Origin of the sequence: Mucilaginibacter sp. PAMB04168, assembly GCF_039634365.2 — a bacterium.
GTDB lineage: Bacteria > Bacteroidota > Bacteroidia > Sphingobacteriales > Sphingobacteriaceae > Mucilaginibacter.
Map to the genome: position 1 here is coordinate 1,011,655 of NZ_CP155079.2, position 14,653 is coordinate 1,026,307.

General features: G+C 43.0%; 14 protein-coding genes. 13 read left to right on the plus strand and 1 reads right to left on the minus strand.

Features of this window, described 5'->3' with window-relative positions:
- The first annotated feature begins 9 nt into the window (after positions 1-9).
- From ABDD94_RS04405 to ABDD94_RS04460, 12 genes are all read left to right on the plus strand, one after another.
- Complete coding sequence (locus ABDD94_RS04405) at positions 10-507, plus strand: NADH-quinone oxidoreductase subunit I (RefSeq protein WP_345948748.1); 498 nt, start codon at positions 10-12, stop codon at positions 505-507.
- A gap of 65 nt (positions 508-572) precedes the next feature.
- The gene (locus ABDD94_RS04410) at positions 573-1,079 is read left to right on the plus strand and encodes an NADH-quinone oxidoreductase subunit J (protein WP_345948747.1); all 507 of its coding nucleotides are present in this window, start codon (positions 573-575) and stop codon (positions 1,077-1,079) included.
- Positions 1,079-1,408 carry an NADH-quinone oxidoreductase subunit NuoK gene (nuoK, locus tag ABDD94_RS04415; protein ID WP_345948746.1) on the plus strand — a complete coding sequence of 110 codons (330 nt, stop codon included), beginning with the start codon at positions 1,079-1,081 and terminating at the stop codon, positions 1,406-1,408. The genes ABDD94_RS04410 and nuoK overlap by 1 nt, the downstream gene beginning before the upstream one ends.
- 98 nt (positions 1,409-1,506) lie before the next feature.
- Positions 1,507-3,411, plus strand: a complete 1,905-nt coding sequence (nuoL, locus tag ABDD94_RS04420) for an NADH-quinone oxidoreductase subunit L (protein WP_345954849.1) — start codon at positions 1,507-1,509, stop codon at positions 3,409-3,411.
- A gap of 22 nt (positions 3,412-3,433) precedes the next feature.
- Positions 3,434-4,915, plus strand: a complete 1,482-nt coding sequence (locus ABDD94_RS04425) for an NADH-quinone oxidoreductase subunit M (protein WP_345954850.1) — start codon at positions 3,434-3,436, stop codon at positions 4,913-4,915.
- 61 nt (positions 4,916-4,976) lie between these two features.
- Complete coding sequence (locus ABDD94_RS04430) at positions 4,977-6,356, plus strand: NADH-quinone oxidoreductase subunit N (protein WP_345954851.1); 1,380 nt, start codon at positions 4,977-4,979, stop codon at positions 6,354-6,356.
- A 55-nt stretch (positions 6,357-6,411) separates the two neighbouring features.
- Complete coding sequence (locus ABDD94_RS04435) at positions 6,412-7,056, plus strand: DedA family protein (RefSeq protein ID WP_345948742.1); 645 nt, start codon at positions 6,412-6,414, stop codon at positions 7,054-7,056.
- A 26-nt stretch (positions 7,057-7,082) separates the two neighbouring features.
- The gene (locus ABDD94_RS04440) at positions 7,083-7,628 is read left to right on the plus strand and encodes an inorganic diphosphatase (RefSeq protein ID WP_345948741.1); all 546 of its coding nucleotides are present in this window, start codon (positions 7,083-7,085) and stop codon (positions 7,626-7,628) included.
- 3 nt (positions 7,629-7,631) lie between these two features.
- Complete coding sequence (locus ABDD94_RS04445; protein ID WP_345948740.1) at positions 7,632-8,972, plus strand: hemolysin family protein; 1,341 nt, start codon at positions 7,632-7,634, stop codon at positions 8,970-8,972.
- Between the two features lie 12 nt (positions 8,973-8,984).
- Positions 8,985-9,695, plus strand: a complete 711-nt coding sequence (locus ABDD94_RS04450) for a 16S rRNA (uracil(1498)-N(3))-methyltransferase (protein ID WP_345954852.1) — start codon at positions 8,985-8,987, stop codon at positions 9,693-9,695.
- 80 nt (positions 9,696-9,775) lie between these two features.
- Positions 9,776-10,435, plus strand: a complete 660-nt coding sequence (locus ABDD94_RS04455) for a DUF4159 domain-containing protein (protein ID WP_345954853.1) — start codon at positions 9,776-9,778, stop codon at positions 10,433-10,435.
- Between the two features lie 71 nt (positions 10,436-10,506).
- Positions 10,507-11,313, plus strand: a complete 807-nt coding sequence (locus ABDD94_RS04460; protein ID WP_345954854.1) for a hypothetical protein — start codon at positions 10,507-10,509, stop codon at positions 11,311-11,313.
- Positions 11,314-11,654: 341 nt separating this feature from the next.
- On the opposite strand, the gene ABDD94_RS04465 is transcribed toward ABDD94_RS04460, so the two are convergent.
- Positions 11,655-13,256 (minus strand): SUMF1/EgtB/PvdO family nonheme iron enzyme, encoded by a 1,602-nt coding sequence (locus ABDD94_RS04465; RefSeq protein WP_345948736.1) that lies wholly within the window; start codon positions 13,254-13,256, stop codon positions 11,655-11,657.
- Positions 13,257-13,479: 223 nt separating this feature from the next.
- Here ABDD94_RS04465 and porV point away from each other — a divergent pair, with 223 nt between their 5' ends.
- On the plus strand, positions 13,480-14,649 hold the full coding sequence (porV, locus tag ABDD94_RS04470; protein ID WP_345954855.1) for a type IX secretion system outer membrane channel protein PorV: 1,170 nt from the start codon (positions 13,480-13,482) through the stop codon (positions 14,647-14,649).
- The last annotated feature ends 4 nt before the right edge of the window (positions 14,650-14,653 follow it).

Consider the following 14,653-nt stretch of genomic DNA (forward strand, 5'->3'; position numbering starts at 1 on the left):
CCCTTATAAATGGAACCATTAAGTAATAAGCGAAAAGTACTGGAGGTAAAACCCCTCAATTTTTGGGAAAGGGCTTACCTGCCCGCTATAGCCCAGGGGCTTAGCATCACCATGAAACACTTTTTCAAGAAAGATGTAACCATTCGTTACCCCGAACAAAAGCGGGAATTTTCTGAAAACTTTCGTGGCCTGCACTCTTTAAAGCGCGACGAGGACGGTAAGGAACGCTGTACAGCCTGTGGTTTATGCGCCCTGTCATGCCCGGCCGAAGCCATTACCATGACCGCCGGTGAACGCCAAAAAGGTGAGGAACACTTGTACCGCGAGGAGAAATATGCAGCTGTATATGAAATTAATATGCTGCGTTGTATTTTTTGCGGCCTGTGCGAAGAAGCTTGCCCTAAAGAGGCTATTTACCTCGATGGCGATATTGTACCAACTGATTTTTTAAGAAAAGACTTTATATACGGTAAAGACAAATTAGTTGAGCCACCTTTAAACCAATAAAAAAGAATGATACCTTTGCGGGCTACCAACCAGTACCGGCAAAGGTATTTCTGTTTACAAGCCATATGAGTATATTTTACTTTATCGCATTTTTATCCATACTGTTTTCACTGCTGGTTATTTTTGCAAAAAACCCGGTGCACAGTGTGCTGTACCTCATTATTACCTTTTTTACATTTACCATTCATTACATCATTCTTAACGCGCAGTTTTTGGCTATCGTAAACTTTATTGTTTATATGGGCGCCATCCTGGTGTTATTCCTGTTTGTAATGATGATGCTTAACCTTAACAAGGATACCGAGCCAACCAAAAGTATTTACGTAAAGCTTGCCGGCGTAATAGGTGGTGGCGCTTTACTGGTTACTTTGGTTGCTGCTATAAAGGTGCTCGCCAAATCGCAGCCGGTGGTATTGCAAAATGTAAACCTGGGCTCGGTACAAAACCTGGGCAAGGTGCTGTTCAACGAATTTCTGTTGCCATTTGAGGTATCGTCTATCCTGCTGTTATCGGCTATGGTGGGCGCTGTTTTGCTGGCCACTAAAGACACTAAACCTAAAGCTATCGTTTAATGGAAAGTTTTCTCCAGGCTGTGAAGGTCGTTCCGCTTAATCATTATATTTTGTTAAGCGCTATAATATTTTCAATTGGTGTGGTAGGCGTTTTAATACGCCGTAACGCTATTGTGGTATTTATGTCGGTTGAGCTGATGCTGAATGCCGTTAACCTGTTGCTTACTGTATTTTCGGTTTACAGCAATGATCCTAACGGGCAGGTATTCGTGTTTTTCATTATGGCGCTGGCCGCTGCCGAAATTGCTATTGGTTTGGCCATCATCGTTATGATACACCGCAACACCAACTCTATCGACGTAGATATATTGAACAGGTTGAAATGGTAATGCCCGGTAGCCGGTACTGAGATGCCGGTTGCAACATTAAGAAGACCAATAATTCATCAGAACACAGGATACTGGCCATTGGCCACAGAGATAAAAATATGGATAAATACATCTGGCTTATTCCGCTGCTGCCGCTGGCAGGCTTCGTAATTAACGGATTAGGCCGCAATACCTTATCAAAAAGCATTATTGGCGGTTTAGCCAGTTTAATGGTGCTATTATCATTTGCTTTAAGCGTTGGCGCATTTTTACAAATCAAGTCAACCGGCGTACCAATCAACGTTACCCTGTTCGACTGGATTAAAGTAGGTAACCTGCATGTGCCGTTTTCATTCCTGATCGATCAGTTGAGCTCCATCATGCTGCTCATCATTACTGGTATCGGTTTTCTGATTCATTTATATTCTATAGGTTATATGAGTCATGATGCAGGGTTCGGTAAATTCTTTGCTTACCTTAACCTATTCGTGTTTTTCATGCTCCTGCTCGTAATGGGTTCCAATTACATTATTATGTTTATAGGTTGGGAAGGCGTGGGGCTTTGCTCTTACCTGCTCATTGGTTTTTGGTACAGCAATCCAAGCTATGCCGATGCCGCCAAAAAGGCATTTGTAATGAACCGCATTGGCGATCTGGGTTTCCTGATTGCTGTGTTCATCATCCTGAATACCTTTGGCAGCATTACTTATGCCGACGTATTCAGCAAAGCGGCTACTATGCGAAGCGGCGATACCACCCTGGTTTTAATTACCCTGTTACTGTTTGTAGGCGCTACCGGTAAATCGGCACAAATACCCCTTTTTACCTGGCTGCCCGATGCAATGGCCGGCCCTACCCCGGTATCGGCATTAATACACGCAGCTACCATGGTTACCGCCGGTATATACATGATTGCCCGCTCTAATATCCTGTTCACTTTAGCGCTTGCTACGCAAACCGTTATTGCGATAATAGGTGTTGCCACTATATTACTGGCTGCTTTAATAGCGCTCACTCAAAACGATATTAAAAAGGTACTGGCTTACTCAACTGTATCGCAGCTGGGCTATATGTTTTTAGGGCTCGGTGTTGGCGCTTATACAGGTGCTTTTTTCCACGTTTTAACGCATGCCTTTTTTAAGGCCCTATTGTTTTTGGGTGCCGGTTCGGTTATCCACGCGGTAAGTGGCGAGCAGGATATGCGCAACATGGGCGGATTAAAAGGCAAGCTTACCATTACTTTTACCACCATGCTTATTGGAACGCTGGCTATATCTGGCATTCCACCGTTTGCAGGGTTCTTCTCAAAGGACGAAATTTTGGCTGAGGCTTATATGCACAGTCCGCTATTATATATACTGGGTGTTTTAGGCGCTATGCTCACCTCCTTCTACATGTTCCGTTTAATGTTCCTTACATTTTGGGGAAGTTTCCGCGGTACGCACGAGCAGGAGCATCATTTACATGAATCTCCACCCAGTATGACAATTCCACTGATTGTGCTGGCCATACTTTCAACAGTAGGTGGATTTATGGGTGTACCACATGCTTTGGGCGGCCATCACTGGTTAGATCACTGGCTGGAGCCTGTGCTGAGCGCATCGGCTACGCACACCGGCAAGCTTTTTATCGCACCTAATACAGAGTATATGTTAATGGCCATATCGGTAGGAGTTGCTGTATTAGCGCTTATTTACGCTTTCGTTAAATACGTTAAACAAGCCGATATTCCGGTTCCGGATAGCCAAGAGCGCCCTGCATTGGTGAAATTATCTTATAACAAGTTTTATATTGATGAGCTGTATGATGCTATCATCCGTAAGCCACTTGATGCATTATCAGTATTCTTTTATAAGGTAGTTGATAAATTGGGTATAGATGGTATTGTTAACGGTTTAGGGCAAGGGCCAATTGAGGCCGGCCGTGGCTTGCGCTTATTGCAAACCGGTAATGTTGGGTTCTATCTATTTATGATGGTAATAGGCATTATTGCCGTACTGATATACAGTTTAATAAAAATTTAAGTTAGCGTTTACTGCACATACAATGACGGTTAGTTTTTTACTCCTTTTACCCTTACTGGCAGCCCTGGCGCTTTTGTTTATAAAAGGCAATGCTGCCAAAAATGCTGCCTTGTTTTTTTCAGTGGCCGAACTGGCTTTGGGTGCCTATTTCGTAACGCAGTATACGCCCGATGCCAGCCTACAATTTGTTACCGATTTTGCGTGGATACCTAAACTGGGCATATACTTTACCGCGGGTATTGATGGTATCAATATTATTCCGGTTATATTAACGGTGTTGCTGGTTCCCTTCATTATTACAAGCACCTTTAAGCACGATTATAAAAACGCCTCTGCATTCTACGCCTTAATTATGTTTATGCAGTTTGGCTTGCTCATGGTGTTTACCGCGCTTGATGGCTTTATGTTTTACATAGGGTGGGAGGTTGCTTTAATACCTATTTACTTTATATGCGGTATGTGGGGCGGCGAAAACCGCATTAAGGTTACACTTAAATTCTTCATTTATACTTTTGCCGGTTCATTGTTTATGTTGCTGGCCATTATTTATCTGTACCTGCAAACGCCTGACCGCACTTTTGATATTTTTAAGTTTTACGAGCTTAAACTGAATGCCGAGCAGCAGTCGTGGATATTCGGCGCGTTTTTACTGGCCTTCGCTATTAAGATGCCTATTTTTCCGCTGCATACCTGGCAGCCCGATACCTATACCGAGGCACCATCGGCGGGCAGTATGCTTTTATCTGGTATTATGTTAAAGATGGGCGTATACGGCGCCATTCGCTGGATGATTCCTATTGCGCCGGTTGGCTTTTACGAGTGGCAGAACAACCCACTTTGGTTAGCTATTGCCGGTATTGTATATGCTTCCATCATTGCTTTCAGACAGCGCGATGGTAAGCGTTTAATTGCTTACTCTTCTATTGCGCACGTAGGGTTGATAGCTGCCGGATTATTGGCCTGGAACATACAAGGCTTGCAAGGTGCCATGATACAAATGCTGAACCACGGTATTGAGGTTGTAGGTTTGTTCTTCATTTGGGACATCATTAGCCGCCAGTTAAAAACCCGCGATGTTACCGAGCTGGGTGGTTTATCAAAAGTGGCCCCTAAGTTTGCTATAGCTTTCTTAATTATTGTGCTGGCATCTGTAGCGCTGCCTTTAACCAATGGTTTTATTGGCGAGTTCCTGTTATTGAACGGTGTTTACCGCTATAACATGTGGATGGGCATAGTAGCCGGCTTAACCATTATACTGGGTGCCGTTTATATGCTAAGGATGTACAAAAACGTAATGCAGGGCGAAACCAATGCATTAACCGCCACCTTTACCGATATTACGCTAAGCGAGAAAATTGTGCTGGGCATTATTTGCGCTTTAATTATTGCCATTGGTGTATATCCGCAACCGGTGTTGCATCTGTCTGAAGCGGCAGTTACCAACCTGATGAATACCGTTAACGGTAAGATAAGCGAAGCTCTTTTACACAAATTAGGAAAATAAACTTCAAAGGTCTTAACAGGCTTTTTGAAACGAATTTTTTAGATATAAGAAACTTGAAATAATGACTACGTTAATCATCATAGCTGTATTACCCATAGTGCTGTTGTACTTAGGCTTGTATAAAGCCAATAAGTTGCTGCTGCCGGTTACTATAGTGGGTTTACTGCTGGCGCTGGCATCGGCTGTAATGCAGTGGAACAACGGTGCGGTGCCTATTTATCATGATATGATGCTGTTTGATAACTTTTCGGTAGCATTTTCGGCAACGGCAATTGTATCAACACTGCTAATATTGATGTTATCAAAAGGCTATTTTGAAAAAATAAGCGAGCATGTAGCCGAATACTTTGCCATTATGCTGTTTTCGCTGGCGGGTATTATCGTTATGGTATCATACTATAACTTAAGCATGCTGTTTATTGGTATCGAAATTATGTCAGTAAGCTTGTACATCCTGGCCGGTATCGATAAAAAGAGCTTTGCCTCAAACGAAGCGTCATTGAAATACTTTTTGATGGGTGCCTTTTCAACCGGCTTTTTACTGTTCGGCATAGCGTTAATTTATGGTGCTACAGGTTCGTTCAACCTGGAGGCCATTCGCGACTGGGCCTTAGCGCATCCCCGTGGTGTCAACCCGTTATTTCATACCGGTATTATCTTAATGATTATTGGCCTATGCTTTAAAGTAGGTGCGGCACCTTTCCACTTCTGGACGCCCGATGTTTACGAAGGATCGCCAACGCTTATCACCGCTTTCATGTCGACAGTTGTAAAAACTGCCGGCTTCGCCGCATTCCTACGCTTGTTTGCCGCCAGCTTTGCACCGCTGGCCGATTTCTGGATGCCAACTTTGCTCGCTATAACCATTTTAACGTTATTTATTGGCAACCTTACAGCGCTGTACCAGCACAGCTTTAAACGTATGCTTGCCTTTTCGAGTATCTCACATGCAGGTTACCTGTTGTTTGCCATAGTGGCCTTAAGTGCAGGCTCGGGCAACGCTATATTTATGTATGCCACAGCCTACTCCATTGCTTCCATTATTGCGTTTGGTGTGTTGTTGCTGGTGCAACAGCAATTAGGTAGTGATAGCTTTGAGTGCTTTAATGGCCTGGGTAAACGCAATCCTTTCCTGGCTGCTGTACTTACTATTGCTATGCTGTCATTGGCGGGTATTCCGCTTACTGCTGGTTTTATTGGGAAGTTCTTAATGTTTTATGGTGCTATGGCGCGTTACCAGGTATGGCTGGTTATTATTGCGGTCATCAATGCCATTATTAGTATTTACTACTATTTCAGGGTAATTATTGCCATGTACTTTCGTACAGCCGAACACGATGAACTGGTTGTTCCGGGCTATTATCAAATAGTTTTGGGCTTTTCGGCCGTGGTTACATTGATTATTGGTATATACCCTGCACTTATATCAAACTTGATATAGTTTGTATCTCGCATTACAAATTGCTGTAATATTTGTAGTTTTACAAATATCGTGAATGGAAAACTTCTGGGAACATCTGCAGAATTTAACGGATGCACAATCCATCATCAGTAAAGGAGGCTTTTACTTATTGCTGGTGGTAGTGTATGCTGAGACCGGGTTGTTCTTCGGATTCTTCCTTCCGGGCGACTACCTGCTGTTTATGGCTGGCCTGCTTTGTGCAACCGGCTTGCTTGATGTTAATATCTATACGCTGGTATTATCGCTAATGGCAGCTGGCGTATTGGGCAATTACACTGGTTACTGGTTTGGCTACCGCACCGGTCCGCTGATGGAGAATCGTAAGGAATCCTTATTCTTCAAAAAGCGCTATATTGTAATGGCCGAGGAGTTCTACCAGAAATACGGCGGCATGGCCCTCGTTTTAGGCAGATTCTTCCCTATAATCAGAACTTTTGCGCCTATCTTTGCCGGTGTTGTAAAGGTTGATTTTAAGAAGTTTAGTTTATATAACTTTGTGGGCAGTATTGCCTGGGTTGCAACACTAACATTATCAGGCTTTTTTTTAGGTCGGAAATATCCCGGACTAAAAGATTATTTGCAGTATATTGTAATTGCATTAATTGTAGTTACCAGTGTGCCGCTTATTATTGCTTTCCTTAAAAGAGGTAAAGCAACAAACAAAATTGACGAACAATAATTTTATACATATTCTTACAATTTTACATGAGTACACAACATCCCTGGCATCAGGTTAGTCCGGGCGAAAATCTTCCGGACATAGTTAATGCCATCATCGAGATCCCAAAAGGTTCAAAAGCTAAATATGAAATTGATAAAGATTCAGGTTTATTAAGACTGGATCGCGTGTTATTTTCATCTGTAATGTATCCGGCCAATTATGGTTTTATCCCGCAAACTTATTGTGACGATAAAGATCCGTTGGATATATTGGTTTTGTGCTCTGTTGACGTGTTCCCGATGTCATTAATCGAAGCCAAGGTTATTGGCGTAATGCACATGGTTGACAATGGCGAGCAAGACGATAAGATTATTGCTGTTGCTAAAAACGATATGTCGGTAAATTACATTAACGATCTTAATGAGTTGCCGCCGCATGCCATGAAAGAAATAGTGCGTTTCTTTCAGGATTACAAAAAGCTGGAAGGCAAGAACGTAACAATTGAGCATTTAATGGGTAAGCCTTATGCACTTAAGGTGATTAACGAAAGTTTGGAATTGTACCAGACGACGTTCCCTGACCAAAAATAATACATGGGCCCTGATTTAGACATAAACGGTTTTCATATCTTCTTAACCATATTTTTGGTTTTGCTGAACGGTTTTTTCGTAGCCGCCGAATTTGCCATCGTGCGTGTTCGCGGTTCGCAAATTGAAATTCAGGCAAAGGCCGGTAGCCGGATGGCTAAAGTTGCCCGTGGTATTATGCATAATTTAGATGGTTACCTGGCTGCTACGCAGCTGGGTATTACCATTGCTTCACTTGGCTTAGGTTGGGCAGGCGAAGAGGTGGTTAGTAAACTCATGCTTAATTTATTCAAAGCATTTGGTTTAGTAATCGAATCAAGCCTTATTATTAACATTAGCCACGTAGTAGCCTTTATCACCATTACCATATTGCATATTGTATTTGGTGAGCTGGCTCCTAAAACACTGGCCATACAGCGTTCTGTACGAACAGCAATGACGGTGTCTTATCCCCTAAGATTCTTTTTTGTTGTATTTCGCCCGGCTATCTGGGTGCTGAACAGCTTTGCTAACTTTATTCTGAAGCTTTTTGGTGTTACCGCCGTTCACGGCGATGAATCACACCATAGCTCCGAAGAATTACAGTACTTGCTGGAACAGGGCAAAGAAAGTGGTGCACTGGATTCGAACGAGCATGAGCTCATTAAAAACGTATTTGATTTTAACGAGCGTGTGGTCAAGAACATCATGGTGCCTCGTACCAAAATATCAGGTATCGATATCAGCTCTTCGCCGCAGGATTTGTTAGACTGCTTGGTCACCGAAGGCTACTCGCGTATGCCGGTATATGACGATACGGTCGACAAGATCATCGGTATTGTACATGCGAAAGATATTTTGCCTTTACTGGCCCGTAAAATAGATTTTGAGCTGAAGGATATTATCCGCAAGCCGTACTTCATCCCCGAAACCAAGAAGATCAACGATCTGATGGCCGAACTGCAGCAAAAACGTATCCAGATCGCTATTGTGCTGGATGAGTTTGGCGGTACCGCTGGTATGGTAACGCTTGAAGATATTGTGGAGGAACTGGTTGGCGAGATTCAGGACGAGTTTGACGAGGAAAAGCCAATTGTTGACAAAGTAAATGACCGTGAGTTCATTGTTAACGCTGTAGCTTCTATTTACGACGTAAATGAACATTTACCTCATGATTTGCCAGAGGATGGCGATTTTGATACCGTATCGGGCTGGGTAAGCGAAATTTTTGGCAAGATACCTGAGGTTGGCGAACAGCGCGAATCAAACGGTTACAACATTACAGTACTCAAAAAGTCTGACCAAAATATTGAATCGGTTAAGCTGGAACTCCTGCTGAACGAGGAAGACGTATCAGACCTTAATTAAGCCTCGCTGCTTATGCAAATCTTTTACACGCCTGATTTACCCGAAGGTGCTTCACATTATACCTTAAGCGAGGAGGAAAGTAAGCACTGTATACGTGTGCTGCGGCTGGAACAAGATGATAGCATTCAACTGGTTGATGGTAGGGGCGGTTTTTATACTGCACGAATTATTGACCCGCATCCTAAAAAAACATTACTGGTTATCACAGAGGCGCAACAAGCGTTTGGTAAGCGCAACCATTACCTACATATTGCTGTTGCACCTACCAAAAATATAGAGCGGCTGGAATGGTTTCTGGAAAAAGCTACCGAGATAGGTATTGATGAAGTGTCGCTCATTCTATGCCAGCGCTCAGAACGTAAGGAAGCTAAAGTTGAACGGTTAGACAAGATCATTACCTCCGCTGTAAAGCAATCTATTAAAGCTTACCACCCCAAATTATATCCTATACAGCCGCTGGCTAAGTTATTGAGTATCCCCTTCAACGGACAAAAGTTTATAGCACACTGCCTGCCCGGCGAGGATAAGGTAAGCCTGGCTGCTCAATTGCAGCTACAGGGCCATTGCCTCATACTGATTGGACCGGAGGGCGATTTTACCGAAAAAGAAATTGCCGATGCTTTGCAAAGCGGCTTCAAACCCATAACTTTAGGCGAAAGCCGCCTGCGTACCGAAACAGCTGCGCTGGAAGCCTGTTTTGAGGTTAATTTTTTGAACAGGTAAACAATTGGTAAGGTACGCTAACAAGTAATGTTACGTGGTAGCGTATTATACTTATAGCGGTGTTTCAAAGCTGTCAATTGATGAAAATTAAAGCACTGTTTCTACTGTTTATACCCCTGTTGCTAAGCAGTTACAGGCAGGTGCCTACTTACACCTTGGCGCGCCTTAAATACAATGGCGGCGGTGATTGGTACGGCGACCGTACAGCATTACCCAACCTCATTAGGTTTTGTAACCAAAATTTAAAAACCAATTTTAAGGTTGAGGATGAAACCGTAGAAGCAGGGAGCGCCGAGCTGTTTAATTACCCCTTTGTGTTTATGACCGGCCACGGTAATGTTATCTTTTCTGAACATGATGTGCGTAACTTGCGGCAGTATTTAACCGGTGGCGGGTTTTTGCACATATGCGATAATTATGGGTTAGATAAGTTTATTCGCCCCGAAATGAAGAAGGTTTTTCCTGAACTTAATTTTGTAGAATTACCATTCAATCATCCTATATACCATCAGAAATTTGATTTTCCTGCCGGCTTGCCTAAAATACATGAGCATGACAGTAAGCGCCCGCAAGGTTTCGGCCTGATTTACAAGGGGCGTTTGGTTTGCTTTTATGATGTGGAGTGCGATTTAGGCAATGGGTGGGAAGACCTGGGTACTTATGCTGGTGATAGCCAGGAAGTACGCTTAAAAGCTTTAAAGATGGGTGCCAACTTAGTGCAATATGCATTAACCCAATAGTTAAATGTAATTAATTGTGCTACAGTAAAATGCAATGCTTAAATTTGCATAATTTGCTGTAATGTATTGATATGAAGATTTTTACCCGCCCTCTTTTTTTGCTGTTGGTGTTGAGTGTGATGGCTGTGTCATCATGCCGTACTTATGAAGATAATGACATTACGCCGGATACAACCGGCACCGGTACTAAACCCGGCACAGGTGGCAGCACCGAAAATTCTAACCAGGTTACCATTGCATTCCCTAAAACCAGCCTTGATATTAATACAACCGATTCGGTTGTAGCTGTATTTACAAACGGCACCACTATTATACGTAAAAAGGCTACCAAAGGCGGTACCTTTTATATTTTGCCTTTAAACGGTGTTTACGCCGGTACCTGGCAAACTAACTTTAAGGTTTACATGGCACCAACATCGGCAACAGACCCTGCCCGCATGTACCGTTATGAAACTAACTTGAATACAGCAGTAAGCACCAGCCTGGTTGCGCCAACCGGTAAGCTTGCCGATACATGGAAGCCCAACCTGTTTTTTATAAGCCAGAATTACGGTGTTAAATTTGCAGTAGCTGTACTGCCTTCCGATCCTTATTATGAGCTGTTCTTGCCTCAAACCTTAATAAATTATAAGAATATATACATTGAGCGCTATGTTTACAAGACTATAGATAATAGCCCGACGGTTATACAGTATGGTAACATAACATTAAAAGCTGCAGAATTTAAAGGGTTTAATGCAAATACCAATGCCTTTGGCCCGTTTGCTAAAGCTATGGTTGATGTGCCCTGGGATAGCACAGATGTTTCGCTACAGTTGTATAATGATAGTGGAAACGATTTTAGGATTCTATTTAGCCACACTACAGTAAATAAGTAAATACACACTTATATGAATGGCAAAAGCGGGATGTTATTACGTAGCATCCCGCTTTTGTTGTTTGAGCGCTCTTACAAGTATTATTCATCGCAATAACCCATCTAACATTGCCTAACAATACGATGCTATTAAGGACACCAAAGTGGTGCAGCGGCAGATGCTTGCATATTGCAAGTTGGTATAGCGTAAAAGGGGGTTGAAGAGCTTGCTTAGGTACTAATTTATAGCATTTTATTTGGAGCGAGTTGGTGTATGAAAGAAACATTTAAGTCAACTTTGTTTTTCACCCACAAAAAAAGCCCGTTGCTTTTGGCAACGGGCTTTTTCATTTTATTACATCCTTATTTCTTTGGATTATAGTTTTTAGGTTTTTTAACACTGAAGTGTGTTTTACCATTAGGGTTAATTTCTGGAGCGCCAACCATGCTCATGGCGCAGCGGAAACCAACTTCGGCGCTGGCATCGCCTTGGTCCATAAAGCGGCGGGTAGCTGGGTTTAACCACATAGCGCGGTCATTCCATGAACCACCTTTGTAAACCTTAGAGTGATCGTTCACCAAAGTAGTTACACCATACAAACTGTTATCAGTTGAGTCGGCAAAGCCGCGTTGATCTGCTTTAAATGGCTTGCCGGCTATTGAAGCGGTAGCAGCGCCAACAGGTACACCGCTTGGTGTGCCAACAGTAGTTGCTGGTTTTTGTCCTTGTTGCTGAGCAATAAACTCGTTCCAAGGTAGTTTTTTGTTCGATTTAGCAGCATCCTTAATTACGCGGCCATATTTGTCTTTTGCATAAATACCTTTTTCGGCATCGGCAAGGCGTTTGTTAGTATACTCGTTACCACGGAACGGGTTAAAATCTTCAACGTCCTCAAACGTCATTTGGCGGTAAGTATCGTTAGTCCATTCGTTAACATTACCGGCCATGTTATACAAACCAAAATCATTAGGCTGATAAGAACGTACCGGAGCAGTAATGTCGGCTTTATCATTCAAGGAACCGCCTACACCCATGTTGTCACCCTCGCCACGTTTAAAGTTAGCCATAATCATACCACGGGTGCGTTTTTTTGCCGAGCGTACACCCATGCCATTCCACGGATATATTTTGCCGTCTTCAATGTTTTCAAACTCAGTGTTGCCAGCTAAACCCAATGCAGCATATTCCCATTCCGCTTCTGTAGGTAAACGGTAAGCTGGTTTCAAAATACCATCTTCCATACGTACAGGTCGGGTAGCTTTGCCAGTACCACCAGCTTTAGCACTCGGGTTAAGGTTTTTCATGGCATTTTTACCGTCTTTGCCATTGTATTGGTTGTTCAGGTAAATGTCTGTATCAAATGGCTGGTCGCCTTTGCCGCCTGTAGCGGCATCTTTCCATGATGCTAAGCGACCAGTCTCGCGTAAAATGTTTTCGTTTATCTGGTTAGTCCGGAAAACACAATACTCTTGAGCTTGCTCCCAGGTAACGCCCACAACCGGGTAGTCCTGAAAAGCCGGGTGCCTCAGGTAATTATCTACGTAAGGTTCGTTATATGACAAAGGTCTGCGCCATACCAGCGTATCAGGTACCGCATTATAATATAGCTCTCTGTCACCAGAGTAGGTAATGCTAATGTAATGAAGATAATCCAGCCAGTCTTGGTTAGATACTTCGCTTTCGTCCATATAAAACGAAGCGATAGTTACACGACGACGTGTGTTATTGTAATCGAAAGTTACATCCTGATCGGCGCTGCCACCTAATACGAACGTACCGCCTTCAATAGCTATCAGCCCTGGTCCGGGAGCCGGATGCGTTTGTTGGAAACGCATGTAACCGCCATTGTCTTTGTTATTGTAAACAACGCCGGTTTTTTGCGAACGCATTGGTTTACTGCAACTGCCTAATAACAATCCCACACATCCCAATAGTAAAGCAGATTTAGTAAAATGCTTAATCATATTTAAAAATTTGAATATAAAAATACAAAATTTCTTTAAACAGTAATTTAATTCGAAAAACTGCCGATAACGTTAAGTTGTAGTTTAGCCTGTTTAACGGCTAACAAGTTCTATAAGTTACACTTAATATGAAAAAAGTGGCGGTGTGCTAAATTAAAACTTTTATACCATGGTAGAGTATAAATCGTAGTTTTTTAGAAAAATTAACAGCTTATTTGTAGTAATGAAATTTTTAAAGTTTTACACTTTATTACTGTCCTGTTGCATAGTGCCCGCGGCTGTAATGGCACAGGGAACGGTAAATAACAGCACAACAACAAATGGCAGCAGTACAAATGGACTCATCACAGCTGTTCCTTTTTTAACCATAGCGCCAGATTCGCGCTCTGGTGCCATGGGAGATGCCGGCGTAGCTTTATCTCCCGATGTTAATGCCAACTACTGGAACCCCTCAAAACTGGCCTTTATTGAAGGCCGGGATAATGTTGCGCTTTCTTATAGTCCATGGTTACGCAGACTCGTATCTGACGTTAATTTAGCTTACCTGAGTTATGCCCGCAAACTGGACGACCGTAATGCAATCGGCCTTTCATTACGCTACTTTAATTTAGGCAGCATACAACTTATAGATGCCGGCCAAACCGATCAGGGAACTTACAGCCCAAATGAGTTTTCTATAGATGGTTCGTTTGCACGCAAGTTTGGGCAAAATTTTTCATTAGCTTTAACTGCCAGGTACATCCATTCGGGGCTAACCAACGGCGCGGTTGTTAACGGACAGCAAACCAAGGCGGGGAATGCGGTAGCTGCTGATGTTTCGGCTTATTACACCAAGCAAACCATTCAGTTTGGTAAGCAGGCACAATTATCATTCGGTGCAACAGCTTCCAACCTCGGCACTAAAATGAGTTTTTCTACAAATGGGCAAAGCTATTTTCTGCCCGCCAATTTAAGGTTGGGCGTGGCCGATACCTGGTTTTTAGAGAACAACAGTCACTTTACACTTACGCTTGATATTAATAAGCTAATGGTGCCTACACCACCCATACGCGATAATAAAGGCAATGTGATACAAGGCTATGACGACGACCGCTCCATCCCTGCAGGCATATTTGGCTCGTTTGCCGATGCGCCGGGCGGTTTTGGCGAAGAACTGAAAGAGATAAGCTATGCTGCAGGTGCTGAATATGGCTACAATAAGCAAATATTTTTCAGGGCGGGCTATTTTTACGAGAATCCATCTAAAGGCGATCGTCAGTATGCTACGCTGGGCGCCGGTTTCAAATACAACATTTTTAACCTCGACTTAGCATACCTGCTGGCTACACAGCAAAAAAGTCCGTTGGCTAATACCCTCCGTTTTACACTAAGTGCTACCTTTGGCGGTAAATAATACT

What these genes read in the sequence shown, in the direction of transcription:
- ABDD94_RS04440 (WP_345948741.1), top strand. Translation starts at nt 7,083, where the DNA reads ATGAGTACACAACATCCCTGGCATCAGGTTAGTCCGGGCGAAAATCTT.
- ABDD94_RS04430 (WP_345954851.1), top strand. Translation starts at nt 4,977, where the DNA reads ATGACTACGTTAATCATCATAGCTGTATTACCCATAGTGCTGTTGTAC.
- ABDD94_RS04425 (WP_345954850.1), top strand. Translation starts at nt 3,434, where the DNA reads ATGACGGTTAGTTTTTTACTCCTTTTACCCTTACTGGCAGCCCTGGCG.
- ABDD94_RS04410 (WP_345948747.1), top strand. Translation starts at nt 573, where the DNA reads ATGAGTATATTTTACTTTATCGCATTTTTATCCATACTGTTTTCACTG.
- ABDD94_RS04455 (WP_345954853.1), top strand. Translation starts at nt 9,776, where the DNA reads ATGAAAATTAAAGCACTGTTTCTACTGTTTATACCCCTGTTGCTAAGC.
- ABDD94_RS04450 (WP_345954852.1), top strand. Translation starts at nt 8,985, where the DNA reads ATGCAAATCTTTTACACGCCTGATTTACCCGAAGGTGCTTCACATTAT.
- porV (WP_345954855.1), top strand. Translation starts at nt 13,480, where the DNA reads ATGAAATTTTTAAAGTTTTACACTTTATTACTGTCCTGTTGCATAGTG.
- ABDD94_RS04465 (WP_345948736.1), bottom strand. Translation starts at nt 13,256, where the DNA reads ATGATTAAGCATTTTACTAAATCTGCTTTACTATTGGGATGTGTGGGA.
- nuoK (WP_345948746.1), top strand. Translation starts at nt 1,079, where the DNA reads ATGGAAAGTTTTCTCCAGGCTGTGAAGGTCGTTCCGCTTAATCATTAT.
- ABDD94_RS04435 (WP_345948742.1), top strand. Translation starts at nt 6,412, where the DNA reads ATGGAAAACTTCTGGGAACATCTGCAGAATTTAACGGATGCACAATCC.
- ABDD94_RS04405 (WP_345948748.1), top strand. Translation starts at nt 10, where the DNA reads ATGGAACCATTAAGTAATAAGCGAAAAGTACTGGAGGTAAAACCCCTC.
- ABDD94_RS04460 (WP_345954854.1), top strand. Translation starts at nt 10,507, where the DNA reads ATGAAGATTTTTACCCGCCCTCTTTTTTTGCTGTTGGTGTTGAGTGTG.
- nuoL (WP_345954849.1), top strand. Translation starts at nt 1,507, where the DNA reads ATGGATAAATACATCTGGCTTATTCCGCTGCTGCCGCTGGCAGGCTTC.
- ABDD94_RS04445 (WP_345948740.1), top strand. Translation starts at nt 7,632, where the DNA reads ATGGGCCCTGATTTAGACATAAACGGTTTTCATATCTTCTTAACCATA.